At 51.0% G+C, this 24,145-nt stretch carries 41 protein-coding genes; 40 read left to right on the top strand and 1 reads right to left on the bottom strand.

The features are described 5' to 3' along the window. Window positions 1-108: 108 nt before the first annotated feature. The 4 genes from kefG (at window position 109) to slyD (ending at window position 3,448) form a co-directional block, all read left to right on the top strand. Window positions 109-660, top strand: coding sequence for a glutathione-regulated potassium-efflux system ancillary protein KefG (kefG, locus tag AC6I8A_RS17900; RefSeq protein WP_256697638.1), 552 nt, complete (start codon window positions 109-111; stop codon window positions 658-660). Further along, window positions 660-2,462 carry a glutathione-regulated potassium-efflux system protein KefB gene (gene kefB, locus AC6I8A_RS17895; RefSeq protein WP_497818847.1) on the top strand — a complete coding sequence of 601 codons (1,803 nt, stop codon included), beginning with the start codon at window positions 660-662 and terminating at the stop codon, window positions 2,460-2,462. Before kefG ends, kefB begins: the two co-directional genes overlap by 1 nt. A 45-nt stretch (window positions 2,463-2,507) precedes the next feature. After that, window positions 2,508-2,702, top strand: coding sequence for a YheV family putative zinc ribbon protein (locus tag AC6I8A_RS17890; protein ID WP_008101839.1), 195 nt, complete (start codon window positions 2,508-2,510; stop codon window positions 2,700-2,702). A gap of 191 nt (window positions 2,703-2,893) precedes the next feature. Beyond that, complete coding sequence (gene slyD / locus AC6I8A_RS17885) at window positions 2,894-3,448, top strand: peptidylprolyl isomerase (protein WP_293795316.1); 555 nt, start codon at window positions 2,894-2,896, stop codon at window positions 3,446-3,448. Window positions 3,449-3,491: 43 nt separating this feature from the next. Here slyD and AC6I8A_RS17880 read toward each other — a convergent pair whose 3' ends face one another. Beyond that, window positions 3,492-3,710 carry a protein SlyX gene (locus AC6I8A_RS17880; RefSeq protein WP_008102200.1) on the bottom strand — a complete coding sequence of 73 codons (219 nt, stop codon included), beginning with the start codon at window positions 3,708-3,710 and terminating at the stop codon, window positions 3,492-3,494. A 280-nt stretch (window positions 3,711-3,990) separates the two neighbouring features. On the opposite strand from AC6I8A_RS17880, the gene fkpA reads away from it, so the two are divergent. The 36 genes from fkpA (at window position 3,991) to rpsK (ending at window position 24,129) form a co-directional block, all read left to right on the top strand. After that, a complete protein-coding gene (gene fkpA / locus AC6I8A_RS17875) occupies window positions 3,991-4,821 on the top strand; it encodes an FKBP-type peptidyl-prolyl cis-trans isomerase (protein WP_008102198.1) in 831 nt (276 codons plus the stop codon). 174 nt (window positions 4,822-4,995) lie between these two features. Further along, window positions 4,996-5,718, top strand: a complete 723-nt coding sequence (locus AC6I8A_RS17870) for a helix-turn-helix transcriptional regulator (RefSeq protein ID WP_007886240.1) — start codon at window positions 4,996-4,998, stop codon at window positions 5,716-5,718. After that, window positions 5,718-6,104, top strand: coding sequence for a sulfurtransferase complex subunit TusD (tusD, locus tag AC6I8A_RS17865; protein WP_265302508.1), 387 nt, complete (start codon window positions 5,718-5,720; stop codon window positions 6,102-6,104). Before AC6I8A_RS17870 ends, tusD begins: the two co-directional genes overlap by 1 nt. Next, on the top strand, window positions 6,104-6,463 hold the full coding sequence (gene tusC / locus AC6I8A_RS17860; RefSeq protein WP_256697633.1) for a sulfurtransferase complex subunit TusC: 360 nt from the start codon (window positions 6,104-6,106) through the stop codon (window positions 6,461-6,463). The genes tusD and tusC overlap by 1 nt, the downstream gene beginning before the upstream one ends. Window positions 6,464-6,472: 9 nt before the next feature. After that, on the top strand, window positions 6,473-6,760 hold the full coding sequence (gene tusB, locus AC6I8A_RS17855; protein ID WP_256697632.1) for a sulfurtransferase complex subunit TusB: 288 nt from the start codon (window positions 6,473-6,475) through the stop codon (window positions 6,758-6,760). A gap of 126 nt (window positions 6,761-6,886) precedes the next feature. Beyond that, complete coding sequence (gene rpsL / locus AC6I8A_RS17850) at window positions 6,887-7,261, top strand: 30S ribosomal protein S12 (RefSeq protein ID WP_006120575.1); 375 nt, start codon at window positions 6,887-6,889, stop codon at window positions 7,259-7,261. A 96-nt stretch (window positions 7,262-7,357) separates the two neighbouring features. Beyond that, window positions 7,358-7,828 carry a 30S ribosomal protein S7 gene (rpsG, locus tag AC6I8A_RS17845; protein WP_007886246.1) on the top strand — a complete coding sequence of 157 codons (471 nt, stop codon included), beginning with the start codon at window positions 7,358-7,360 and terminating at the stop codon, window positions 7,826-7,828. Between the two features lie 93 nt (window positions 7,829-7,921). Then, entirely contained in the window at window positions 7,922-10,036 is a 2,115-nt protein-coding gene (gene fusA, locus AC6I8A_RS17840) for an elongation factor G (RefSeq protein WP_256697631.1), read from the top strand. A gap of 69 nt (window positions 10,037-10,105) precedes the next feature. Continuing rightward, window positions 10,106-11,290 carry an elongation factor Tu gene (gene tuf, locus AC6I8A_RS17835; RefSeq protein WP_256697630.1) on the top strand — a complete coding sequence of 395 codons (1,185 nt, stop codon included), beginning with the start codon at window positions 10,106-10,108 and terminating at the stop codon, window positions 11,288-11,290. A gap of 179 nt (window positions 11,291-11,469) precedes the next feature. After that, window positions 11,470-11,664 (top strand): bacterioferritin-associated ferredoxin, encoded by a 195-nt coding sequence (gene bfd / locus AC6I8A_RS17830; protein ID WP_256697629.1) that lies wholly within the window; start codon window positions 11,470-11,472, stop codon window positions 11,662-11,664. Window positions 11,665-11,768: 104 nt separating this feature from the next. Next, window positions 11,769-12,251, top strand: coding sequence for a bacterioferritin (bfr, locus tag AC6I8A_RS17825; protein WP_265303482.1), 483 nt, complete (start codon window positions 11,769-11,771; stop codon window positions 12,249-12,251). 321 nt (window positions 12,252-12,572) lie between these two features. Then, on the top strand, window positions 12,573-12,884 hold the full coding sequence (gene rpsJ, locus AC6I8A_RS17820) for a 30S ribosomal protein S10 (protein ID WP_006120582.1): 312 nt from the start codon (window positions 12,573-12,575) through the stop codon (window positions 12,882-12,884). A 32-nt stretch (window positions 12,885-12,916) separates the two neighbouring features. Further along, complete coding sequence (gene rplC, locus AC6I8A_RS17815) at window positions 12,917-13,543, top strand: 50S ribosomal protein L3 (protein WP_008104741.1); 627 nt, start codon at window positions 12,917-12,919, stop codon at window positions 13,541-13,543. A 10-nt stretch (window positions 13,544-13,553) separates the two neighbouring features. Next, window positions 13,554-14,159 (top strand): 50S ribosomal protein L4, encoded by a 606-nt coding sequence (rplD, locus tag AC6I8A_RS17810; protein ID WP_007891650.1) that lies wholly within the window; start codon window positions 13,554-13,556, stop codon window positions 14,157-14,159. Next, the gene (gene rplW / locus AC6I8A_RS17805; protein ID WP_007891652.1) at window positions 14,156-14,458 is read left to right on the top strand and encodes a 50S ribosomal protein L23; all 303 of its coding nucleotides are present in this window, start codon (window positions 14,156-14,158) and stop codon (window positions 14,456-14,458) included. The genes rplD and rplW overlap by 4 nt, the downstream gene beginning before the upstream one ends. Before the next feature lie 17 nt (window positions 14,459-14,475). Beyond that, window positions 14,476-15,297: a 50S ribosomal protein L2 gene (rplB, locus tag AC6I8A_RS17800; RefSeq protein ID WP_007891654.1), complete on the top strand. Its 822-nt coding sequence runs from the start codon at window positions 14,476-14,478 to the stop codon at window positions 15,295-15,297. 16 nt (window positions 15,298-15,313) lie between these two features. Continuing rightward, window positions 15,314-15,592: a 30S ribosomal protein S19 gene (gene rpsS / locus AC6I8A_RS17795; RefSeq protein WP_001138115.1), complete on the top strand. Its 279-nt coding sequence runs from the start codon at window positions 15,314-15,316 to the stop codon at window positions 15,590-15,592. Window positions 15,593-15,605: 13 nt separating this feature from the next. Beyond that, window positions 15,606-15,938: a 50S ribosomal protein L22 gene (gene rplV / locus AC6I8A_RS17790; protein WP_007891659.1), complete on the top strand. Its 333-nt coding sequence runs from the start codon at window positions 15,606-15,608 to the stop codon at window positions 15,936-15,938. Window positions 15,939-15,955: 17 nt separating this feature from the next. Continuing rightward, window positions 15,956-16,654: a 30S ribosomal protein S3 gene (gene rpsC / locus AC6I8A_RS17785; RefSeq protein WP_007891660.1), complete on the top strand. Its 699-nt coding sequence runs from the start codon at window positions 15,956-15,958 to the stop codon at window positions 16,652-16,654. Between the two features lie 12 nt (window positions 16,655-16,666). Continuing rightward, complete coding sequence (gene rplP, locus AC6I8A_RS17780; RefSeq protein WP_002438716.1) at window positions 16,667-17,077, top strand: 50S ribosomal protein L16; 411 nt, start codon at window positions 16,667-16,669, stop codon at window positions 17,075-17,077. Continuing rightward, window positions 17,077-17,265, top strand: coding sequence for a 50S ribosomal protein L29 (gene rpmC, locus AC6I8A_RS17775; RefSeq protein WP_007891662.1), 189 nt, complete (start codon window positions 17,077-17,079; stop codon window positions 17,263-17,265). The genes rplP and rpmC overlap by 1 nt, the downstream gene beginning before the upstream one ends. Beyond that, window positions 17,265-17,519 carry a 30S ribosomal protein S17 gene (gene rpsQ, locus AC6I8A_RS17770; protein WP_038644333.1) on the top strand — a complete coding sequence of 85 codons (255 nt, stop codon included), beginning with the start codon at window positions 17,265-17,267 and terminating at the stop codon, window positions 17,517-17,519. The genes rpmC and rpsQ overlap by 1 nt, the downstream gene beginning before the upstream one ends. 169 nt (window positions 17,520-17,688) lie before the next feature. Next, window positions 17,689-18,060, top strand: coding sequence for a 50S ribosomal protein L14 (gene rplN / locus AC6I8A_RS17765; RefSeq protein ID WP_006120590.1), 372 nt, complete (start codon window positions 17,689-17,691; stop codon window positions 18,058-18,060). Between the two features lie 10 nt (window positions 18,061-18,070). Beyond that, entirely contained in the window at window positions 18,071-18,385 is a 315-nt protein-coding gene (rplX, locus tag AC6I8A_RS17760) for a 50S ribosomal protein L24 (protein ID WP_007891664.1), read from the top strand. A 14-nt stretch (window positions 18,386-18,399) separates the two neighbouring features. Beyond that, complete coding sequence (rplE, locus tag AC6I8A_RS17755) at window positions 18,400-18,939, top strand: 50S ribosomal protein L5 (RefSeq protein ID WP_007891665.1); 540 nt, start codon at window positions 18,400-18,402, stop codon at window positions 18,937-18,939. 14 nt (window positions 18,940-18,953) lie between these two features. Then, window positions 18,954-19,259: a 30S ribosomal protein S14 gene (gene rpsN, locus AC6I8A_RS17750; RefSeq protein ID WP_007891666.1), complete on the top strand. Its 306-nt coding sequence runs from the start codon at window positions 18,954-18,956 to the stop codon at window positions 19,257-19,259. 32 nt (window positions 19,260-19,291) lie between these two features. Further along, window positions 19,292-19,684, top strand: coding sequence for a 30S ribosomal protein S8 (rpsH, locus tag AC6I8A_RS17745; protein ID WP_007891668.1), 393 nt, complete (start codon window positions 19,292-19,294; stop codon window positions 19,682-19,684). 13 nt (window positions 19,685-19,697) lie between these two features. Next, complete coding sequence (rplF, locus tag AC6I8A_RS17740) at window positions 19,698-20,231, top strand: 50S ribosomal protein L6 (protein WP_008104735.1); 534 nt, start codon at window positions 19,698-19,700, stop codon at window positions 20,229-20,231. A gap of 9 nt (window positions 20,232-20,240) precedes the next feature. Beyond that, window positions 20,241-20,594, top strand: coding sequence for a 50S ribosomal protein L18 (gene rplR, locus AC6I8A_RS17735; protein WP_008104733.1), 354 nt, complete (start codon window positions 20,241-20,243; stop codon window positions 20,592-20,594). 14 nt (window positions 20,595-20,608) lie between these two features. Further along, on the top strand, window positions 20,609-21,109 hold the full coding sequence (rpsE, locus tag AC6I8A_RS17730) for a 30S ribosomal protein S5 (protein WP_007891679.1): 501 nt from the start codon (window positions 20,609-20,611) through the stop codon (window positions 21,107-21,109). 5 nt (window positions 21,110-21,114) lie between these two features. Next, on the top strand, window positions 21,115-21,294 hold the full coding sequence (rpmD, locus tag AC6I8A_RS17725; protein WP_007891681.1) for a 50S ribosomal protein L30: 180 nt from the start codon (window positions 21,115-21,117) through the stop codon (window positions 21,292-21,294). Window positions 21,295-21,297: 3 nt separating this feature from the next. Beyond that, window positions 21,298-21,732, top strand: a complete 435-nt coding sequence (gene rplO / locus AC6I8A_RS17720; RefSeq protein WP_007891684.1) for a 50S ribosomal protein L15 — start codon at window positions 21,298-21,300, stop codon at window positions 21,730-21,732. 7 nt (window positions 21,733-21,739) lie between these two features. After that, entirely contained in the window at window positions 21,740-23,071 is a 1,332-nt protein-coding gene (gene secY, locus AC6I8A_RS17715) for a preprotein translocase subunit SecY (RefSeq protein WP_007891686.1), read from the top strand. A gap of 32 nt (window positions 23,072-23,103) precedes the next feature. After that, a complete protein-coding gene (rpmJ, locus tag AC6I8A_RS17710; protein WP_004160566.1) occupies window positions 23,104-23,220 on the top strand; it encodes a 50S ribosomal protein L36 in 117 nt (38 codons plus the stop codon). 146 nt (window positions 23,221-23,366) lie between these two features. Continuing rightward, window positions 23,367-23,723 carry a 30S ribosomal protein S13 gene (gene rpsM, locus AC6I8A_RS17705; RefSeq protein ID WP_034830736.1) on the top strand — a complete coding sequence of 119 codons (357 nt, stop codon included), beginning with the start codon at window positions 23,367-23,369 and terminating at the stop codon, window positions 23,721-23,723. 16 nt (window positions 23,724-23,739) lie between these two features. After that, window positions 23,740-24,129 (top strand): 30S ribosomal protein S11, encoded by a 390-nt coding sequence (gene rpsK / locus AC6I8A_RS17700; RefSeq protein ID WP_004160563.1) that lies wholly within the window; start codon window positions 23,740-23,742, stop codon window positions 24,127-24,129. Window positions 24,130-24,145 lie beyond the last annotated feature (16 nt).

The raw sequence follows: 24,145 nt of genomic DNA, 5'->3' as shown, positions 1-24,145 counted from the left end.
CGTATCGTCAGAATATGTTAATTTACCGGCAACATAATTCGAGAAAATTTGTTGCGTCGAGCATGGTAGCGGAATTCCTGTGCCGTGACGACGCTTTGGAGGGGAACGATGTCGCAGCCACCTAAAATATTGCTGCTTTACGCCCATCCGGAATCACAGGATTCGATTGCTAATCGGGTTTTGCTGCAGTCGGCTATGGAACTGGACCACGTCACGGTGCACGATTTATACGCCCACTATCCGGATTTCTTTATTGATATTCACCATGAGCAACAGCTACTGCGCGAACATCAAATCGTTGTATTCCAACATCCACTTTATACCTACAGCTGCCCGGCGCTCCTGAAGGAGTGGCTGGATCGTGTACTGTCGCGCGGCTTTGCCAGCGGTCCGGATGGCAATGCGCTGGAAGGCAAATACTGGCGCAGCGTGGTGACCACCGGCGAACCGGAAGCGGCGTATCACCCTAGCGGCCTGAATCGCTATCCGATGAGTGACATCATGCGTCCGTTTGAGCTGACGGCGCAGATGTGTCGCATGCACTGGATGACGCCGATGGTGATTCACTGGGCGCGTCGGCAGACGCCGGAAGTGATGCGTAATTTTGCCCGAGCGTACGGCGACTGGCTGGCTTCACCGCTGCCGCAAGGAGGTGTGTGATGGAAGGCGAAACGTTACTGACGGCGGGCGTCATTTATCTGGTTGCGGCGGTGCTGATTGTGCCGATTGCGGCGCGTCTTGGCATTGGCGCGGTGCTGGGCTATTTGCTGGCCGGTATTGCGATTGGTCCGTGGGGGTTGGGTTTCATCAGCGACGTTGAGGAGATTCTGCACTTTTCCGAACTCGGCGTGGTGTTCCTGATGTTCATCATCGGGCTGGAACTGAACCCCTCGAAACTTTGGGCGCTGCGCCGTTCTATCTTTGGCGTGGGCGCCGCTCAGGTGCTGATCTCCGCCGCCATTCTCGGTGGATTGCTGTGGCTGACCGACTTTAGCTGGCAGGCGGCGGTGATTGGCGGTATTGGCCTGGCGATGTCTTCCACAGCGATGGCGCTGCAGCTGATGCGCGATAAAGGCATGAACCGCAGTGAATCGGGGCAGCTCGGTTTCTCGGTGTTGCTGTTCCAGGATTTGGCGGTGATTCCCGCGTTGGCATTGGTGCCGCTGCTGGCGGGCGGCGATAGCGGTCACGTTGACTGGTTGAAAGTCGGGATGAAAGTGCTGGCGTTCGGCGGGATGCTGATTGGTGGCCGTTATCTGCTGCGCCCGATTCTGCGCTTTATTGCCGCATCCGGCGTACGCGAAGTGTTTACTGCCGCGTCGCTGCTGCTGGTGCTGGGTTCGGCGCTGTTTATGGACGCGCTCGGCCTGTCGATGGCGCTGGGTACTTTTATCGCCGGTATTCTGTTGGCGGAAAGTGAATACCGCCACGAGCTGGAAGTGGCCATCGAACCGTTCAAAGGCTTGCTGTTGGGCTTGTTCTTTATTTCGGTTGGCATGGCGCTGAATCTCGGCGTGCTTTATACCCACATCATTGAAATTTTGCTGGGCGTGCTGATTCTGGTGACGGTGAAAACGCTGGTGCTGTATGTGCTGGGGCGCATTTATGGCCTGCGCAGTTCAGAGCGCCAGCAGTTTGCCGGTGTGTTAAGCCAGGGTGGCGAATTTGCCTTTGTGCTGTTCTCGGCAGCGTCATCGGCCAAAATGTTCAGCGGCGACCAAATGCCGCTGCTGCTGGTGACGGTGACGCTGTCAATGATGACCACGCCGCTGCTGATGAACGGCATCGACCGTTTACTGGCGCATCGTTTTAATGAACCCGATGAAAATGCCGAGAAGCACTTTGTCGAAGACGATCAGCCGCAGGTCATTGTGGTGGGCTTTGGTCGTTTTGGTCAGGTGGTTGGCCGTTTGCTGATGGCGAACAATAAACGTATTACGGTGCTGGAGCGCGATATCTCGGCGGTGAGCCTGATGCGTAAATATGGCTATAAGGTTTATTATGGCGACGCCACCGAGCTGGAGCTGCTGCGTGCGGCGGGCGCGGAGAATGCGCAATCCATCGTCATTACCTGCAACGATCCGGAAGATTCGATGACCATCGTGCAGCTGTGTCAGCAGCACTTCCCGCAGCTGGAAATCCTGGCGCGTGCGCGTGGACGTGTTGAGGCGCACGAACTGTTGCAGGCGGGCGTCACGCTGTTCTCACGTGAGACGTTCTCCAGTGCGCTGGAGCTGGGCCGCAAAACGCTGATCTCGCTGGGCATGCATCCGCATCAGGCGCAGCGCGCACAGCAACATTTCCGTCGTCTGGATATGCGCATGCTGCGTGAACTGGTGCCAAGCCATGATGACAGCGCGCAGGTTTCACGTGTGCGTGAGGCGCGGCGCGAGCTGGAGGATATCTTCCAACGCGAAATGCAGCACGAAAAACGCCAGTTCGACGGCTGGGATGACGAGTAGATCTATACTTACTTAATCCGTTCATTAACGACGGCAGGAAACAGTATGCGTAAACGCTTTATAGCCGGTGCGGTTTGTCCAAAGTGCCAGGCAAAAGATACCTTGGCGTTGTGGCGTGAAAACAACGTTGAAGTGGTGGAATGTGTTCAGTGCGGTCATCAGATGCGTGAGGCTGACAAGCAGGTGCGCGATCAGGTTCGCACTAACGAGCAAGTGATCGGCGTTTTTCATCCTGAGTAGCGCAATGGCGCAGCTTTTTTTAAGCTTGAACTTACAGCGGGATTGAATTCCGCTACAATCGGCGCCATTAACGCTGAGCAGTATGCCGCAACACTATTGGCATCCTCAGTCTTGAACCTTTCTGGTTGGTTTATTGCACGCAAAATTGACCAATGGGACGGGATCTTAGTTCTCAACGGTTAGGAGATATCATGAAAGTAGCAAAAGACCTGGTGGTGAGCCTGGCGTATCAGGTTCGTACCGAAGACGGTGTGTTGGTTGACGAGTCACCGGTGAGTGCACCGTTGGACTATCTGCACGGTCATGGTTCCCTGATTTCTGGTCTGGAAAAAGCGCTGGAAAATCATGATGTAGGCGATAAGTTTGACGTGCATATCCCGGCGAACGACGCTTACGGTCAATACGATGACAACCTCGTACAGCGCGTACCAAAAGACGTGTTTATGGGCGTTGATGAACTGCAGGTTGGCATGCGCTTCCTGGCAGAAACCGATCAAGGTCCAGTACCAGTTGAAATCACCGAAGTTGAAGATGAGCACGTGGTGGTTGATGGTAACCACATGCTGGCGGGTCAGAACCTGAACTTCAACGTGGAAGTTGTGGCGATTCGCGCAGCGACCGAAGAAGAGCTGGCGCACGGTCACGTGCATGGCGCGGATGGTCATCATCACGATCATGACCACGACCATGATCACGATCACGGCCAGGGCGGTTGTGGCACTGGCGGTTGCGGCTGCAGCCACTAATCAGTGTGATGCTGGCAAGGCCACCTTCGGGTGGCCTTTTCTTTTAGTAATGCGGCGGCGGCGTTTCTTCTGACTGTGATGCGATCATCGACGGCGCGCTATCTTTCACTTTATCGATTAACAGACGGACTTGCTCACGCAGTCTGATCATCTCCAGCTCATGCTGAACCACCGTTTGATTGAGCTGATCGATGGTGTATTCCTGAAAAGCCAGCTTGCTCTCCAGCGCCTCAAGGCGTTGTTCCCATTCTGTTGGTTGCATGATCTTTCCTCATCTTGCGGTGCTGCGCGTTAATCTGTTTCGGGCGTGATTCTACGGCGTTTCGCTTCAGAATCACCTGATATTTTACCTTTCCGCGTCATGCTGCATTGAAACGGCGCATAACGCCTATATCTCTGATGAAACTTCCTGAAGCAAAAAAGGTCGGAGGTTAAACGGGTAATTACATTGTGGGAGTGTTCGCCGCTGCCACGTAAAGTTATAGTGTGGGCCTCAGTCCGCAATGATTCCCGAGGTTAGAGGCTTCGGTTTTGGAGAAAGGATGAATTCACTGTTTAAAGTCACATTGTTAGCTACCACCATGGCCTTCGCGCTGAATGCACCGCTGGCAATGGCAGCAGAAACCGCCGCTGCTCCAGCAGACGCCGCTCAGGCCGCGCCGCAAGCACCGAAAAATGCTGCCTTCAAAAACGAAGATCAGCAATCAGCCTATGCACTTGGCGCGTCCCTTGGTCGCTACATGGACAACTCTCTGAAGGAACAAGAGAAGCTGGGCATCAAACTGGATAAAGATCAGTTGATCGCGGGTGTTCAGGACGCCTTTGGCGGCAAGAGCAAACTCTCTGATCAAGAGATCGAGCAAACCCTGCAGGCCTTTGAAGGCCGCGTGAAAGGTGCAGCTCAGGCGAAGATGGAAAAAGACGCGAAAGAAAACTCCGATAAGGGCTCTGCTTACGCTGACAAATTCGCCAAAGAAAAAGGCGTGAAGAAAACTGAATCTGGCCTGCTGTATCAGGTAGAGAAAGAAGGTACCGGTGACGTACCAAAAGACAGCGACACTGTGGTGGTGAACTACAAAGGTACGCTGATCGACGGTACTGAGTTCGATAACTCATATACTCGTGGCGAGCCGCTGTCGTTCCGTCTGGACGGTGTGATTCCGGGCTGGACCGAAGGTCTGAAGCACGTGAAGAAAGGCGGCAAGATCAAGCTGGTGATCCCACCGAACCTGGCTTACGGCAAAAATGGCGTTCCGGGTATTCCGGCTAACTCCACGCTGGTGTTCGATGTCGAACTGCTCGACATCAAGCCAGCGCCGAAAGCGGATGAAAAAGCGCAGGCTCCAGTCGCTGGCGATCAGAAAGCGCAGTAATCTGAACTTTCTGCACCACGCCGCCTACGGGCGGCGTTTTTATTTCGGAGATAGAGGTAAAGGTCTGGCTAAAGACCATGACATTTGCCAGACTAACGCCTGCTTAACTATCACCATATGAGTCTGCCCCAATGCTGTCGAGACAGGCTCCAGCCATTTAGGGTAATGTCTTCGATGTCTAATCCATTCAATCCCGGTGAACTGACTGACTTCGATTTACTGGAGCAACGTCCGTTCGAGCAAGCAGACTACGATATCCTCAAATCCTACGAAGCCGTTGTCGATGGCCTGGCGATGCTAATTGGCTCGCACTGCGAAATCGTGTTGCACTCGCTGGAAGATTTGAAGTGTTCTGCGGTGCGTATCGCCAACGGTGAACATACCGGGCGTAAAGTGGGTTCGCCGATTACCGATTTGGCCCTGCGTATGCTGCACGATATGCACGGCGCAGACAGCAATGTCTCCAGAGCCTACTTCACGCGCGCGAAAAGCGGCGTGCTGATGAAATCGGTCACTATCGCGATTCGTAATCGTCAGCAGCGCGTCATTGGCTTGCTGTGCATCAACATGAACCTCGACGTGCCGTTCTCACAAATTATGTCGACTTTTATGCCGCCGGAAATGCAGCAAGTGGATTCCAACGTCAATTTTGCCAGCTCGGTGGAAGACCTGGTGATGCAGACGCTGGAGTTCGCAATAGAAGAAGTGAGCGCTGACCGTAACGTTTCTAACAATGCTAAGAATCGGCAGATCGTGCTCAATATGTATGAGAAGGGCATATTCGACATCAAAGACGCGATCAATCAGGTGGCCGACCGCCTTAATATCTCCAAGCACACCGTTTACCTCTATATTCGCCAGTTCAAAAGCGGTGATTTTCAGGGGCAGGATCGCTAATGCGCTACACCTTGCTGGTCACCGGACCGGCATACGGCACGCAACATGCCAGCAGCGCGCTGCTGTTTGCGCGTGTGCTGATAAAGTCCGGACATCAGCTGGAAAGCGTGTTCTTCTATCGTGAAGGCGTGTTGAACGCCAACCAACTGAGCGCGCCGGCCAGCGATGAAGTGGATATGGTGCGTGAATGGCAGCAGTTGCGTGCTGAAAGTGGCGCCGCTCTGAATATCTGCGTGGCGGCTGCATTACGACGTGGCGTAACCGACGCGCAGGAAGCCGCGCGCTTACAACTGGCGGGCAGCAATTTACAGCCAGGTTTTGAACTCAGCGGTTTGGGCGCACTGGCTGAAGCCGCGCTGAGCTGCGATCGTCTGGTGCAATTCTGATGAACCGCGTGGCGTTTCTGTTTACTCAGGCACCGCACGGAAGTAGTGCGGGCAGGGAAGGGCTGGATGCTGTGCTGGCGACGGGCGCATTAAGCGAAGATATCGGTCTGTTCTTTATCGGGGATGGCGTGCTGCAGCTCAATTGCGACCAGCAGCCTGAGCAGATTCTGGCGCGCAACTACATCGCGACCTTTGGCGTGCTGGCGCTGTACGATATCGATCAGTGTTTTGTCTGCGCCGATTCGCTGTTGGCGCGCGGACAAAATTTGACGGCTGAACGCGTGCTGGCTGCTGAGGTGCTGGATGCTGCATCGCTACGCGAAAAGCTGGCTACCTATCATCGTGTTATTCGATTCTGAGAACTGATCATGCTTTACACGTTGCTGCAATCTCCCTGGCAATGCGATCTCGATAGCCTGCTGCTTTTATTGCAGGAAGGCGACGATCTGCTTTTATTGCAGGATGGCGTAACTGCCGCATTGGCTGGCAGCCAGGTGTTAACCAGGCTCAGCGCATCGCCGGCTACGCTGTGGGTATTAGAAGAAGATGTGGCGGCGCGCGGCCTGATTGAGCAAATTTCGACCAAGGTAGCACGTTTAGACTATACTGGTTTCGTTGCGTTAACAGCGAAGCACCAACAACAAGTGGCCTGGTAAGAGCGAAAACCTGGTTATTTCTTGACACCCTTTTGACACAGCCCTAAAATTCTGCCTCCTCGTAGTAATACGAGGCGATTTATTACGTGTTTACGAAGCAAAAAGCTAAATCCCAGGAGCTATTTAATGGCAACAGTTAACCAGCTGGTTCGCAAACCACGCGTACGCAAAGTTGCAAAGAGCAACGTGCCTGCGCTGGAAGCTTGCCCGCAGAAACGTGGTGTATGTACTCGTGTGTACACCACTACCCCTAAAAAACCAAACTCAGCACTGCGTAAAGTTTGCCGTGTGCGTTTGACTAACGGTTTTGAAGTTACCTCCTACATCGGCGGTGAAGGTCATAACCTGCAGGAGCACTCCGTGATCCTGATCCGTGGCGGTCGTGTTAAAGACTTGCCAGGTGTGCGTTACCACACCGTTCGTGGCGCGCTGGACTGCTCAGGTGTTAAAGACCGTAAGCAGTCACGCTCCAAGTACGGCGTGAAGAAGCCAAAGGCTTAATGGTTCTCCGTTAAGTAAGGCCAAACGTTTTAACTTAAATGTCAAACTAAACTCGTAGAGTTTTGGACAATCCTGAATTAACAACGGAGTATTTCCATGCCACGTCGTCGCGTCATTGGTCAGCGTAAAATTCTGCCGGATCCTAAGTTCGGATCAGAGCTGCTGGCTAAATTTGTAAATATCCTGATGGTAGATGGTAAAAAATCTACTGCTGAATCTATCGTCTATACCGCGCTTGATACCCTGGCTCAACGCGCTGGTAAAGATGGCCTGGAAGCGTTCGAGGTTGCTCTCGAAAACGTACGTCCGACTGTCGAAGTTAAGTCACGTCGCGTTGGTGGTTCTACCTACCAGGTTCCAGTTGAAGTCCGTCCGGTTCGTCGTAATGCCCTGGCAATGCGTTGGATCGTAGAAGCTGCTCGTAAACGCGGTGATAAATCTATGGCTCTCCGCCTGGCGAACGAACTTTCTGATGCTGCAGAGAACAAAGGTACTGCAGTTAAGAAACGTGAAGACGTTCACCGCATGGCTGAAGCCAACAAGGCGTTCGCACACTACCGCTGGTAACAGCAACGTAGTTGTTATAAACCCAGCGGGCGTCCCAGTGACTCACCTGCTGGGCTTTTTTAACTTAGAACGTCTCAGAATCAGAGGAATCAAATGGCTCGTAAAACACCCATTGAGCGCTACCGTAACATTGGTATCAGTGCGCACATCGACGCCGGTAAGACTACAACTACCGAACGTGTTCTGTTCTACACCGGTGTAAACCACAAAATCGGTGAAGTTCATGACGGCGCAGCAACCATGGACTGGATGGAGCAGGAGCAGGAACGTGGTATTACCATCACGTCCGCTGCGACTACCTGTTTCTGGTCTGGTATGGCTAAGCAGTTTGAACCACACCACGTAAACATCATCGACACCCCGGGACACGTTGACTTCACCATCGAAGTTGAGCGTTCTATGCGTGTGCTTGATGGCGCAGTAATGGTTTACTGTGCAGTTGGTGGTGTTCAGCCACAGTCTGAAACCGTATGGCGCCAGGCTAACAAATATAAAGTTCCACGCATCGCGTTCGTTAACAAAATGGACCGCATGGGTGCTAACTTCCTGAAAGTTGTTGAGCAGATGCAAGTGCGCTTGGGTGCAAACCCAGTTCCACTTCAACTGGCTATCGGCGCAGAAGAAGGTTTCACCGGTGTTGTTGACCTGGTGAAAATGAAAGCGATCAACTGGAACGATGCCGATCAGGGCGTTACCTTCGTTTACGAAGATATCCCAGCTGATATGCAGGAACTGGCTGAAGAATGGCGTGCGAAGCTGGTTGAAGCCGCTGCTGAAGGTTCTGATGAGCTGATGGAGAAATTCTTCGGCGGTGAAGAACTGACAGAAGAAGAGATCAAAACTTCTCTGCGTAAGCGCGTACTGAAAAACGAAATCATCCTGGTTACCTGTGGTTCTGCATTTAAGAACAAAGGTGTTCAGGCGATGCTGGATGCGGTAGTTGAATACCTGCCAGCACCGACTGACGTTACCGCGATTAACGGTATGCTGGACGACGGTAAAGACACGCCGGCTGAGCGTCATTCCGATGACAAAGAGCCGTTTGCTGCGCTGGCGTTCAAAATCGCTACCGACCCGTTTGTTGGTAACCTGACCTTCTTCCGCGTTTACTCTGGTGTTGTTAACACCGGTGACACCGTGTACAACCCGGTTAAGTCAAACCGTGAGCGTCTGGGCCGTATCGTTCAGATGCATGCGAACAAACGTGAAGAGATCAAGGAAGTTCGTGCAGGCGATATCGCCGCTGCGATCGGTTTGAAAGACGTAACTACTGGTGACACCCTGTGTGACCCAGACAACGTCATCATTCTTGAGCGTATGGAATTCCCTGAGCCGGTAATCTCTATCGCCGTTGAGCCGAAAACCAAAGCTGACCAGGAAAAAATGGGTCTGGCTCTGGGTCGTCTGGCGAAGGAAGATCCATCATTCCGTGTATGGACTGATGAAGAAACCAACCAGACCATCATCGCTGGTATGGGTGAGCTGCACCTCGACATCATCGTTGACCGCATGAAGCGTGAATTCAACGTTGAAGCGAACGTCGGTAAACCTCAGGTTGCTTACCGTGAAGCGATTCGCGCGAAAGTTACCGATATCGAAGGTAAACACGCCAAGCAGTCAGGTGGTCGTGGTCAGTACGGTCATGTTGTTATCGACATGTACCCACTGGAGCCAGGTGTGAACCCGAAAGGTTACGAATTTGTCAACGATATCAAGGGCGGTGTGATTCCAACTGAATACATCCCTGCGGTTGATAAAGGTCTCCAGGAGCAGCTGAAATCAGGTCCACTGGCTGGTTATCCGGTAGTTGATCTGGGTGTTCGTCTGCACTTCGGTTCATACCATGATGTCGACTCCTCTGAGCTGGCGTTTAAACTGGCTGCATCTTTGGCCTTTAAAGATGGCTTTAAGAAAGCACAACCAGTGCTGCTTGAGCCAATCATGAAGGTTGAAGTAGAGACTCCGGAAGAGAACACCGGTGACGTTATCGGTGACCTTAGCCGTCGTCGTGGTATGCTCAAAGGACAGGAATCTAACGCTACTGGCGTTCAGATCCATGCTGAAGTTCCGCTGTCTGAAATGTTCGGATATGCAACCCAGCTGCGTTCTCTGACCAAAGGCCGTGCTTCTTACTCCATGGAGTTCCTGAAGTACGATGATGCGCCGAACAACGTCGCTCAGGCCGTTATTGAAGCTCGTAGCAAATAAGCTACGGTTTAAAAATTGTGAACTGATGCCTTCATGACTCATGAAGGCACAACGTAAGGAATTATCGCCATGGCGAAAGAGCAATTTCAGCGTAACAAACTGCACGTAAACGTCGGCACCATCGGTCACGTTGACCATGGTAAAACCACTCTGACTGCAGCAATCACCACCGTTCTGGCTAAAACCTACGGCGGTAAGGCAAGCAAATTCGACGAGATCGATAAAGCGCCAGAAGAGAAAGCACGTGGTATCACCATCAACACTTCTCACGTTGAATATGAAACCCCGACTCGCCACTATGCGCACGTTGACTGCCCAGGCCACGCCGACTATGTGAAAAACATGATCACCGGTGCTGCGCAGATGGACGGCGCGATCCTGGTTGTTGCTGCGACTGATGGCCCTATGCCACAGACCCGTGAGCACATCCTGCTGGGTCGTCAGGTTGGCGTTCCTTACATCATCGTGTTCCTGAACAAGTGCGACATGGTTGATGATGAAGAGCTGCTGGAACTGGTTGAGATGGAAGTACGTGACCTGCTGTCAGCATATGACTTCCCAGGCGACGACACCCCAATCGTTCGTGGTTCTGCTCTGAAAGCGCTGGAAGGCGAAGCTGAGTGGGAAGCTAAAATCATTGAGCTGGCTGAGCATCTGGATACTTATATCCCAGAGCCAGTTCGTGCAATCGACATGCCGTTCCTGCTGCCAATCGAAGACGTATTCTCAATCTCTGGCCGTGGTACTGTTGTTACCGGTCGTGTTGAGCGCGGTATCGTTAAAGTGGGCGACGAAGTTGAAGTTGTTGGCCTTAAAGATACAGTGAAATCAACCTGTACTGGCGTTGAAATGTTCCGCAAACTGCTGGACCAGGGTCAGGCAGGCGAGAACTGTGGTGTTCTGCTGCGTGGTATCAAGCGTGAAGACATCGAGCGTGGCCAGGTTCTGGCTAAGCCGGGTTCAATCAAGCCACACACCCAGTTCACTTCAGAAGTTTACGTTCTGTCTAAAGATGAAGGCGGCCGTCATACTCCGTTCTTCAAAGGCTACCGTCCTCAGTTCTACTTCCGTACTACTGACGTGACCGGTGACGTTCAGCTGCCAGAAGGCGTTGAGATGGTAATGCCAGGCGACAACGTAAAAATGACCGTAACTCTGATCAAGCCAATCGCTATGGATCAGGGTCTGCGTTTCGCAATCCGTGAAGGCGGCCGTACTGTTGGTGCGGGTGTTGTTGCTGAAATTATCGCTTAATTGCGTTAAGGTTGATGGCTGTTTCGGCAGTCATCGCAGTATGAAAAAGAGCACTTCGGTGCTCTTTTTTTTATGTCTGAACTTTACCGTCTCGATTAATCCCACATAAAAGCTGCGTTTGAAATAAAAACCATTCTCATTTACAATTTGATCATAAATTGTACGGGAGTCCGCAGTAAATGTTCGTCTGCTTGTGTAATGCCGTGAGTGATAAAACTCTGCGCGAAGTGGTTCGCCGCTATCAACCCAAATCGATTCAACAATTGCGTCAACTGGTTCCCATTGGCAAGCAATGTGGGAAGTGCGTGCGCTTTGCACGGGAAATTATGGAAGATGAACTGCAAAACGTGCCGCTCTACAAAGAGATAGCCTGATAGCTTAATTCTGCACTTCTCAATACCCACAATAACTGTCGCGTTTTTTTGACTTCCTTTCATCCGCATCTACGCTCTATTTAGTTGGAAGCGGAGGAAGCAAAATGAAGGGCGACGGTAAAATCATAAATCATCTCAACAAATTGCTGGGGAATGAACTGGTTGCAATTAATCAGTACTTCCTTCATGCGCGTATGTTCAAAAATTGGGGTCTGACCCGGCTCAATGAGGTTGAGTATCATGAGTCGATTGATGAGATGAAGCATGCGGATAAGTACATCGAACGCATTCTTTTTCTTGAAGGGATTCCTAACCTGCAAGATCTCGGTCGATTACGCATCGGTGAAGACGTGCCGGAAATGCTGCAGTCTGACCTGGCATTAGAACTGGAAGGCGCGAAGGATTTGCGCGAAGCGATAGCCTATGCCGACAAGGTTCATGACTATGTCAGCAGAGATATGATGATTGAAATTCTGACGGAAGAGGAGGGCCACATTGACTGGCTGGAAACTGAACTCGATTTGGTGAACAAACTCGGCCTGCAAAATTATCTTCAGTCTCAATTAAAAGATCAAAACGAACATTAGTCTCATGCCCAATCAGCAATGTCATGCAAGCCCGCGCCAGTCAAAAACGATTGCCGCGGGTTTTTTTGGGCTAAAGCCAGATAGATGTGGTTAAAAACACAACACGGGTTGCTTCCTAAACAGATTTACGTATAATGCGCGGGCCTGCCGATATTGGTGCGGCGCGATTCGAGCAGAATCGCAGGGGATAGCTGTCTATGTATCGCCTAACAATACTCCCAATTGGGGAGTTATATGCTGAACGATTACACTCCTCCATCAATCGTAATGGATGTGGGTAGTAATTCTTTTCGTTTATAAAATGTTTGGAGCCTTGGTCTCATGTCGAACCAAAGAATCCGTATCCGTCTTAAAGCGTTTGATCATCGCCTGATCGATCAATCAACCGCGGAAATCGTTGAGACTGCCAAGCGCACTGGTGCGCAGGTACGTGGTCCGATCCCGCTGCCAACCCGCAAAGAGCGTTTTACCGTTCTGATCTCTCCGCACGTTAACAAAGACGCGCGTGATCAGTACGAAATCCGCACTCACAAGCGTCTGGTAGACATCGTTGAGCCAACTGAAAAAACCGTTGATGCTCTGATGCGTCTGGACCTGGCTGCCGGTGTTGACGTGCAGATCAGCCTGGGTTAATCAGGTCATCGAGCGATTGAGAGGTTGATACAATGATTGGTTTAGTCGGTAAAAAAGTGGGTATGACCCGCATCTTCACTGAAGATGGCGTTTCAATCCCAGTAACCGTTATCGAAGTTGAAGCAAACCGCGTTACTCAGGTCAAAGGCCTGGACAACGATGGTTACCAAGCTATCCAGGTTACCACCGGTGCTAAAAAAGCAAGCCGTGTGAGCAAGCCTGAAGCAGGTCATTTTGCTAAAGCTGGCGTTGACGCTGGCCGTGGTCTGTGGGAATTCCGCACCGAAGGTGAAGATTTCTCTGTTGGCCAGAGCATCAGTGTTGAAATTTTCGCTGACGTTAAAAAAGTAGACGTTACCGGTACCTCTAAAGGTAAAGGTTTCGCAGGTACCGTTAAGCGCTGGAACTTCCGTACCCAGGACGCTACACACGGTAACTCCTTGTCACACCGCGTTCCGGGTTCTATCGGTCAGAACCAGACTCCGGGCAAAGTGTTCAAAGGCAAGAAAATGGCTGGTCAGCTGGGTAATGAGCGCGTAACCGTTCAGAGCCTGGAAGTAGTACGTGTTGACGCTGAGCGCAACCTGCTGCTGGTCAAAGGTGGCGTCCCGGGTGCAACTGGGTGCGATCTGATTGTTAAACCAGCTGTGAAGGCGTAAGGGGATAGCAATGGAATTAGTACTGAAAGACGCGCAGAGCGCGCTGACTGTTTCCGAAACTACCTTCGGTCGTGATTTCAACGAAGCGCTGGTTCACCAGGTTGTTGTTGCTTATGCCGCTGGTGCTCGTCAGGGTACTCGTGCGCAGAAGACTCGTGCTGAAGTTACTGGTTCAGGCAAAAAGCCTTGGCGCCAGAAAGGTACCGGCCGTGCGCGTTCAGGTTCTGTAAAGAGCCCGATCTGGCGTTCAGGTGGCGTGACCTTCGCTGCACGTCCACAGGACCACAGTCAAAAAGTTAACAAAAAGATGTACCGCGGCGCGCTGAAAAGCATTCTGTCCGAGCTGGTACGTCAGGACCGTCTGATCGTTGTCGAGACGTTCTCTGTAGAAGCGCCTAAAACTAAGCTGCTGGTACAGAAACTGAAAGACATGGCGCTGCAAGATGTGCTGATCATCACCGGTGAACTGGATGAGAATCTGTTCCTGGCTGCGCGTAACCTGTACAAGGTTGACGTGCGTGATGCAGCGGGCATCGACCCAGTTAGCCTGATCGCCTTCGACAAAGTCGTTATGACTGCGGAAGCAGTTAAGCAAGTTGAGGAGATGCTGGCATGATCCGTGAAGAACGTCTGCTGAAAGTAGTGCGTGCACCGCACGTATCAGAAAAAGCATCTACTGCGATGGAAAAAACCAATACCATCGTTCTCAAAGTTGCTAAAGACGCGACCAAAGCAGAGATCGTTGCTGCTGTTGAGAAGCTGTTCGAAGTGGAAGTTAAAGACGTAAACACCCTGGTAGTTAAAGGGAAAGTTAAGCGTCACGGACAGCGTATCGGTCGTCGTAGTGACTGGAAAAAAGCTTACGTCACCCTGAAGGAAGGCCAGAATCTGGACTTCGTCGGCGGCGCTGAGTAAGTCGGAGGAGAAAGACAATGGCAGTTGTTAAATGTAAACCGACATCTCCGGGTCGTCGCCACGTAGTTAAAGTGGTGAACCCAGAGCTGCACAAGGGCAAACCATTTGCTCCGCTGGTAGAAAAAAACAGCAAATCCGGTGGTCGTAACAACAATGGTCGTATCACTACCCGTCATATCGGTGGTGGTCACAAGCAGGCTTACCGTATTGTTGACTTCAAACGCAACAAAGATGGTATTCCAGCAGTTGTTGAGCGTCTTGAGTACGATCCGAACCGTTCTGCGAACATCGCACTGGTTCTGTACAAAGATGGCGAGCGCCGTTACATCCTGGCCCCTAAAGGCCTGAAAGCCGGCGATCAGATTCAATCTGGCGTTGATGCTGCGATTAAAGCAGGTAACACCCTGCCGATGCGTAACATCCCGGTGGGTTCTACCGTTCATAACGTAGAAATGAAACCAGGCAAAGGCGGTCAGATTGCTCGCTCAGCTGGTACTTACGTGCAGATCGTTGCGCGTGAAGGTTCCTACGTTACCCTGCGTCTGCGTTCAGGCGAAATGCGCAAAGTTGAATCCGAATGTCGTGCAACTCTCGGCGAAGTCGGCAACTCTGAGCACATGCTGCGCGTACTGGGTAAAGCTGGTGCAACCCGTTGGCGTGGTGTTCGTCCTACCGTTCGCGGTACTGCGATGAACCCAGTCGATCACCCGCACGGTGGTGGTGAAGGTCGTAACTTTGGTAAGCACCCGGTAACTCCGTGGGGCGTTCAGACCAAAGGTAAGAAGACCCGTAGCAACAAGCGTACTGATAAATTTATCGTACGTCGCCGTAGCAAATAATTTTAGAGGATAAGCCATGCCACGTTCTCTCAAGAAAGGTCCTTTTATTGACCTGCACTTGCTGAAGAAGGTAGAGAAAGCGGTGGAAAGCGGTGACAAGAAGCCCCTGCGCACTTGGTCCCGTCGTTCAACGATCTTCCCTAACATGATCGGTTTGACCATCGCTGTCCATAATGGTCGTCAGCACGTTCCTGTCTTTGTTTCCGACGAAATGGTCGGCCACAAACTGGGTGAATTTGCACCGACACGTACTTATCGCGGCCATGCTGCAGATAAGAAAGCCAAGAAGAAATAAGTAGGAGGAAGAGATGGAAACTATTGCTCAACATCGCCATGCTCGTTCTTCTGCTCAGAAGGTTCGCCTGGTGGCAGACCTGATTCGCGGTAAGAAAGTGTCGCAGGCTCTGGATATTCTGACCTACACCAACAAGAAAGCTGCTGTGTTGGTTAAGAAAGTCCTGGAATCTGCCATTGCGAACGCCGAACACAACGATGGCGCTGATATCGACGATCTGAAAGTCGCGAAAATCTTCGTAGACGAAGGCCCAAGCATGAAGCGCATTATGCCGCGTGCGAAAGGTCGTGCAGATCGCATCCTGAAGCGCACCAGCCACATTACTGTGGTTGTGTCCGATCGCTGAGACTCTGGAGACTAGCAATGGGTCAGAAAGTACATCCTAATGGTATTCGCCTGGGTATTGTAAAACCATGGAACTCTACCTGGTTTGCGAACACCAAAGAATTCGCTGACAACCTGGACAGCGATTTTAAAGTCCGTCAGTTCCTGACCAAGGAACTGTCTAAAGCGTCTGTATCTCGTATCGTTATCGAGCGTCCGGCTAAGAGCATCCGTGTGACTATTCACACTGCTCGTCCGGGTATCGTTATCGGTAAGAAAGGTGAAGACGTAGAAAAACTGCGTACGGTCGTCGCGAAAATCGCTGGCGTTCCTGCACAGATCAACATCGCCGAAGTCCGTAAGCCGGAACTGGACGCTAAATTGGTTGCTGATAGCATCACTTCACAGCTGGAGCGTCGTGTGATGTTCCGTCGTGCTATGAAGCGTGCTGTACAGAACGCAATGCGTCTGGGCGCGAAGGGTATTAAAGTTGAAGTCAGCGGCCGTTTGGGCGGTGCCGAGATCGCACGTACCGAATGGTACCGTGAAGGTCGCGTACCGTTGCACACACTGCGTGCAGACATTGACTACAACACCTCTGAAGCGCACACCACTTATGGTGTAATCGGCGTTAAGGTATGGATCTTCAAAGGCGAGATCCTGGGTGGTATGGCTGCTGTTGAACAACCGGAACCGGCTGCTCAACCTAAAAAGCAGCAGCGTAAAGGCCGTAAGTAAGGAGAGTCGCTGATGTTACAACCAAAGCGTACGAAATTCCGTAAAGTGCACAAAGGCCGCAACCGTGGTCTGGCGCAAGGTACGGATGTCAGCTTCGGTACTTTCGGTCTGAAAGCTGTTGGCCGTGGTCGTCTGACTGCTCGTCAGATCGAAGCAGCACGTCGTGCTATGACCCGTGCAGTTAAGCGTCAAGGTAAAATTTGGATCCGTGTATTCCCGGACAAACCAATTACCGAGAAGCCGCTGGAAGTGCGTATGGGTAAAGGTAAGGGTAACGTGGAGTATTGGGTTGCCCTCATTCAACCGGGTAAAGTCCTGTATGAAATGGACGGCGTTCCGGAAGAGCTGGCCCGTGAAGCCTTCAAGCTGGCAGCAGCAAAACTGCCTATCAAAACCACCTTTGTTACTAAGACGGTGATGTAATGAAAGCAAATGAGCTGCGTGAAAAAAGCGTTGAAGAGCTGAACACTGAGCTTCTTAACCTGCTGCGTGAGCAGTTTAACCTGCGCATGCAAGCAGCATCCGGCCAACTTCAGCAAACCCATCTGCTGAAAGAAGTTCGTCGTAATGTTGCACGTGTTAAGACTTTACTGACTGAGAAGGCGGCGTAATGACCGATAAAATCCGTACTCTGCAGGGTCGTGTTATTAGTGACAAAATGCAGAAATCTGCAGTTGTTGCTATCGAACGTGTCGTGAAGCACCCGATCTACGGTAAATTCATCAAGCGTACGACTAAGCTGCACATCCATGACGAGAACAACGAATGTGGTATTGGTGACGTGGTAGAAATCCGCGAAACCCGTCCACTGTCTAAGACTAAGTCTTGGGCGTTGGTTCGCGTTGTAGAGAAAGCGATTCTGTAATAGAATCCGCTTCCTCTAAAAAATAAAATGAACGGCTCGTCTGAGCCGTTCATTTTTTCTACCCATGTGCGAGAACCGGTGTTATAATGCCGCGCCCTCAATTATGGGGCTTTTTAACGACCTGAGGTTTGGGTCCCGAAGTAGTAGTTGACATTAGCGGAGCACTAAAATGATCCAAGAACAGACTATGCTGAACGTCGCCGACAACTCCGGTGCACGTCGCGTAATGTGTATCAAGGTTCTGGGTGGCTCGCACCGTCGCTACGCAGGCGTCGGCGATATCATCAAAGTGACCATCAAGGAAGCAATTCCTCGTGGCAAGGTGAAAAAAGGTGATGTCCTGAAAGCGGTAGTGGTGCGCACCAGGAAGGGTGTTCGTCGCCCGGACGGTTCTGTCATTCGCTTCGATGGTAATGCATGCGTTATTTTAAACAATAACAGCGAGCAACCTATCGGTACGCGTATTTTTGGGCCGGTAACTCGTGAACTTCGTACTGAAAAGTTCATGAAAATTATCTCTCTGGCACCAGAAGTACTCTAAGGAGCGAGCAATGGCAGCGAAAATCCGTCGTAACGACGAAGTTATCGTGCTTACCGGCAAAGACAAAGGTAAACGCGGTAAAGTAAAGAACGTCCTGACTTCTGGTAAAGTCATCGTTGAAGGTATCAACCTGGTTAAGAAACATCAGAAGCCGGTCCCGGCCCTGAACCAACCAGGTGGCATCGTTGAGAAAGAAGCTGCTATTCAAGCTTCCAACGTTGCACTCTTCAATGCGGCAACCGGCAAGGCTGACCGTGTAGGCTTTAGATTCGAAGACGGCAAAAAAGTCCGTTTCTTCAAGTCTAATAGCGAAACTATCAAGTAATTTGGAGTAGTACGATGGCGAAACTGCATGATTACTACAAAGACGAAGTAGTCCAGAAACTCATGACAGAGTTCGGCTACAATTCTGTCATGCAAGTCCCTCGGGTCGAGAAGATCACCCTGAACATGGGTGTTGGTGAAGCGATCGCTGACAAGAAACTGCTGGATAACGCAGCAGCTGACCTGGCAGCAATCTCCGGTCAAAAACCGCTGATCACCAAAGCACGCAAATCAGTTGCAGGCTTCAAAATCCGTCAGGGCTATCCGATCGGCTGTAAAGTAACTCTGCGCGGTGAGCGTATGTGGGAGTTCTTTGAGCGTCTGATCACTATTGCTGTACCACGTATTCGTGACTTCCGCGGTTTATCTGCGAAGTCGTTCGACGGTCGTGGTAACTACAGCATGGGCGTTCGTGAGCAGATCATCTTCCCAGAAATCGATTATGACAAAGTCGATCGCGTTCGTGGTTTGGATATTACCATTACCACTACTGCGAAATCTGATGATGAAGGCCGTGCTCTGCTGGCTGCCTTTGAATTCCCATTCCGCAAGTAAGGTAGGGTTACTTAATGGCTAAGCAATCGATGAAAGCACGCGAAGTTAAGCGTGTAAAATTAGCAGACAAGTTCTTCGCCAAGCGCGTAGAACTGAAAGCGATCATTTCTGATGTGAACGCATCCGACGAAGATCGTTGGGATGCCGTTCTCAAGCTGCAGAGTCTGCCGCGTGATTCCAGCCCTTCCCGTCAGCGTAACCGCTGCCGTCAGACAGGTCGTCCGCACGGTTTCTTGCGGAAGTTTGGGTTGAGCCGTATCAAGGTCCGTGAAGCCGCAATGCGCGGTGAAATCCCGGGCCTTAAAAAGGCTAGCTGGTAATTGTCACCATTTGAATCACGGGAGTAACACAGATGAGCATGCAAGATCCGATCGCGGATATGCTGACCCGTATCCGTAACGGTCAGGCCGCGAACAAAGTTGCGGTCTCTATGCCTTCCTCCAAGCTGAAAGTGGCAATTGCCAACGTGCTGAAGGAAGAAGGCTATATTGAAGATTTTAAAATCGAAGGCGATATCAAGTCTGAGCTGGAAGTTACTTTAAAGTATTTCCAGGGCAAGGCTGTGGTAGAGAGCATTCAGCGTGTTAGTCGTCCAGGTCTGCGCATCTATAAGAAAAAAGATGAGCTGCCAAAAGTAATGGCTGGTCTGGGCATCGCTGTAATCTCTACCTCTAAAGGTGTCATGACTGATCGTGCAGCGCGCCAAGCTGGTCTTGGTGGCGAAATTATCTGCTACGTAGCGTAATCGGAGGAATAAAATGTCTCGTGTTGCAAAAGCACCTGTCGTTGTTCCTGCGGGCGTAGAGGTAAAACTCAGCGGTCAGGAAGTTTCGATCAAAGGCAAAAACGGCGAGCTGACTCGTACTATCAACAGTGCTGTAGAAGTTAAGCATGCAGACAACGCCCTGACTTTCGCTCCACGCGAAGGTTATGCGGATGGTTGGGCACAAGCAGGTACTGCTCGTGCGCTGCTGAACGGCATGGTTATCGGTGTTACCGAAGGCTTCACCAAGAAGCTGCAACTGGTTGGTGTTGGTTATCGTGCAGCTGTTAAAGGCAACTCTGTGAGCTTGGCCCTGGGCTTCTCTCACCCTGTTGACCATGCACTGCCGGCCGGCATCACTGCTGAATGTCCAACTCAGACTGAGATCGTGCTGAAAGGCGCTGATAAACAGCTGATTGGTCAGGTTGCAGCTGATCTGCGCGCCTACCGTCGTCCTGAGCCTTACAAAGGCAAGGGTGTTCGTTACGCCGACGAAGTCGTGCGTACCAAAGAGGCTAAGAAGAAGTAAGGTAACACTATGGATAAGAAATCTGCTCGTATCCGTCGTGCGACCCGTGCACGTCGCAAGCTCAAAGAGCTGGGTGCTACTCGCCTGGTGGTACATCGTACCCCGCGTCATATTTACGCACAGGTGATCGCCCCGAACGGTTCCGAAGTTCTGGTTGCTGCTTCTACTGTAGAAAAAGCTATTGCCGAACAACTGAAGTATACCGGTAACAAAGACGCCGCTGCAGCTGTAGGTAAAGCTCTGGCTGAGCGCGCTGTTGAGAAAGGCATTACTAATGTCTCTTTCGACCGTTCCGGGTTCCAATATCATGGTCGTGTCCAGGCACTGGCAGATGCTGCCCGTGAAGCTGGCCTTCAGTTCTAAGGTAGAGGTCTAAGATGTCAAACATCGAGAAACAAGCTGGCGAACTGCAGGAAAAACTGATCGCGGTAAACCGTGTATCTAAAACTGTAAAAGGTGGTCGTATTTTCTCCTTCACCGCACTGACTGTAGTGGGTGATGGTAACGGCCGCGTTGGTTTTGGTTACGGTAAAGCGCGTGAAGTTCCAGCAGCGATCCAGAAAGCGATGGAGAAAGCCCGTCGCAATATGATTAACGTCGCGCTGACTCACGGCACCCTGCAGCACCCTGTTAAAGGTGCTCACACAGGTTCTCGTGTGTTCATGCAGCCAGCTTCTGAAGGTACCGGTATCATCGCCGGCGGTGCAATGCGCGCTGTTTTAGAAGTTGCTGGAGTACATAACGTTCTGGCTAAAGCGTATGGTTCTACCAACCCGATTAACGTGGTTCGTGCAACTATCGATGGCCTGGGCAATATGAATTCTCCGGAAATGGTCGCTGCCAAGCGTGGTAAATCCGTTGAAGAAATTCTGGGGTAATCACGATGGCTAAGACAATTAAAATTACACAAACCCGCAGTTCAATCGGCCGCCTGCCTAAGCACAAAGCGACTCTGGTTGGCTTGGGTCTGCGTCGCATCAATCACACCGTTGAGCGTGAAGATACGCCTGCTGTACGCGGTATGATTAACGCGATTTCCTACATGCTGAAAGTGGAGGAGTAAGAGATGCGTTTAAACACTCTGTCTCCGGCCGAAGGGTCTAAACACGCTTCTAAGCGTCTGGGTCGTGGTATCGGTTCTGGCCTCGGTAAAACTGGTGGTCGTGGTCACAAAGGTCAGAACTCTCGTTCTGGCGGTGGCGTACGTCGCGGTTTCGAGGGTGGTCAGATGCCTCTGTATCGTCGTCTGCCGAAATTCGGTTTCACCTCTCGCAAAGCAATGATCACGACAGAAGTTCGTCTGTCTGATCTGGCGAAAGTTGAAGGCGGTATTGTTGACCTGAATACGCTGAAAGCGGCCAATATTATCGGTGTTCAGATTGAATTCGCGAAAGTGATTCTTTCTGGTGAAGTTTCTGCACCGGTAACGGTTCGCGGTCTGCGTGTCACCAAAGGTGCTCGTGCTGCAATCGAAGCTGCTGGCGGTAAAATCGAGGAATAAGTAGCAGATGGCAAAGCAACCGGGATTAGATTTTCAAAGTGCCAAAGGTGGCTTTGGTGAACTGAAGCGCAGACTGTTGTTTGTAATCGGTGCACTCATTGTCTTCCGAATTGGCTCTTTTATTCCAATCCCCGGTATCGATGCCACTGTACTTGCCAAACTGCTTGAGCAACAGCGTGGCACCATCATTGAAATGTTCAACATGTTCTCTGGTGGTGCTCTTAGTCGTGCCTCAATCTTCGCACTGGGTATTATGCCGTATATTTCGGCCTCTATTATTATCCAGCTGTTAACGGTGGTTCATCCAGCGTTAGCTGAGATTAAGAAAGAGGGTGAAGCTGGTCGTCGTAAGATTAGCCAGTACACTCGCTACGGCACACTGGTTCTGGCTGTATTCCAGTCGATCGGTATTGCTACCGGTTTACCGAATATGCCTGGAATGCAGGGGCTGGTAATGAATCCAGGCTTTGCATTCTACTTTACCGCTGTTGTAAGTCTGGTTACCGGGACAATGTTCCTGATGTGGCTGGGCGAACAGATTACTGAGCGAGGTATCGGTAACGGTATCTCGATCATTATCTTCGCAGGTATTGTTGCGGGCCTCCCGCCGGCCATTGGCCATACCATCGAGCAAGCGCGGCAAGGTGACCTGCACTTCCTTCTGTTGCTGTTGGTTGCAGTTCTAGTATTTGCAGTGACGTTCTTTGTTATTTTCGTTGAGCGTGGCCAGCGCCGCATTGTGGTCAACTACGCTAAACGTCAGCAAGGTCGTCGTGTATATGCTGCACAGAGCACACATTTACCGTTGAAAGTGAACATGGCGGGCGTAATCCCAGCTATTTTTGCTTCCAGCATTATTCTGTTCCCGGCGACTATAGCATCATGGTTCGGGGGCGGTACCGGTTGGAACTGGCTGACAACAATTTCGCTGTATTTGCAACCAGGACAGCCGCTTTATGTGCTACTCTATGCGACTGCAATCATCTTCTTCTGTTTCTTCTACACGGCGTTGGTCTTCAACCCACGTGAAACAGCAGATAACCTGAAGAAGTCTGGTGCATTCGTACCGGGAATTCGTCCGGGAGAGCAAACGGCGAAGTACATCGATAAAGTAATGACACGTCTGACCTTAATCGGCGCACTGTATATTACTTTTATCTGCCTGATCCCGGAGTTCATGCGTGATGCTATGAAAGTTCCATTCTACTTTGGCGGCACATCGCTGCTCATTGTAGTGGTCGTCATCATGGACTTTATGGCTCAAGTGCAAACTCTGATGATGTCAAGTCAGTATGAGTCTGCATTGAAGAAAGCTAACCTGAAAGGCTACGGCCGTTAATTCGGGTGCTTGAGAAGTTACGGAGAGTAAAAATGAAAGTTCGTGCTTCCGTCAAGAAATTATGTCGTAACTGCAAAATCATTCGCCGCGACGGTGTCGTACGTGTGATCTGCAGCGCCGAGCCAAAGCATAAACAGCGCCAAGGCTGATATTGTCACATATTTTTCTTGCAAAGTCGGGTTGAGCTGGCTAGATTAGCCAGCCAATCTTTTGTATGTCGATGCGTTACCATTTGAGTATCCTGAAAACGGGCTTTTCAGCATGGGACGCATTTGTTTAATTATAGGAGTGCATAGTGGCCCGTATAGCAGGCATTAACATTCCTGATCAAAAACATACCGTTATCGCATTAACTTCGATTTTCGGTATCGGTAAAACTCGTTCTAAAGCCATCTGCGCTTCAACGGGTATTGCTGAAAATGTTAAGATCAGAGAGCTGTCTGAAGAACAAATTGAACAGCTGCGTGAAGCAGTTGGTAAATTCGTTGTTGAAGGTGATCTGCGCCGTGAAATCACCCTGAGCATCAAGCGTCTGATGGACCTTGGTTGCTATCGTGGTTTACGCCATCGTCGTGGTCTGCCAGTTCGCGGTCAGCGTACTAAGACCAATGCACGTACCCGCAAGGGTCCGCGTAAACCGATCAAGAAATAATCGGGGTGAGTAAATAATGGCAAAGGCACCAGTTCGTGCACGTAAGCGTGTAAGAAAACAAGTCTCAGATGGCGTGGCTCATGTCCATGCATCTTTTAACAACACCATCGTTACCATTACTGATCGTCAGGGTAACGCACTGGGTTGGGCAACCGCCGGTGGTTCCGGTTTCCGCGGTTCACGTAAATCTACTCCGTTTGCTGCTCAGGTAGCTGCAGAGCGCTGTGCAGAAGCAGTGAAAGATTACGGTATTAAGAATCTGGAAGTTATGGTTAAGGGTCCAGGTCCAGGTCGCGAATCAACAATTCGTGCTCTGAACGCTGCTGGTTTCCGCATCACTAATATTACTGATGTGACTCCAATCCCTCACAACGGTTGTCGTCCGCCGAAAAAACGTCGCGTTTAATCGCCCGTTTTTAGGT

The organism is Pantoea sp. X-Soil-ISGK-275 (assembly GCF_059730795.1).
Note: the sequence above shows the minus strand (reverse complement) of the source record. Positions and strands in the feature narration are given on the sequence as shown.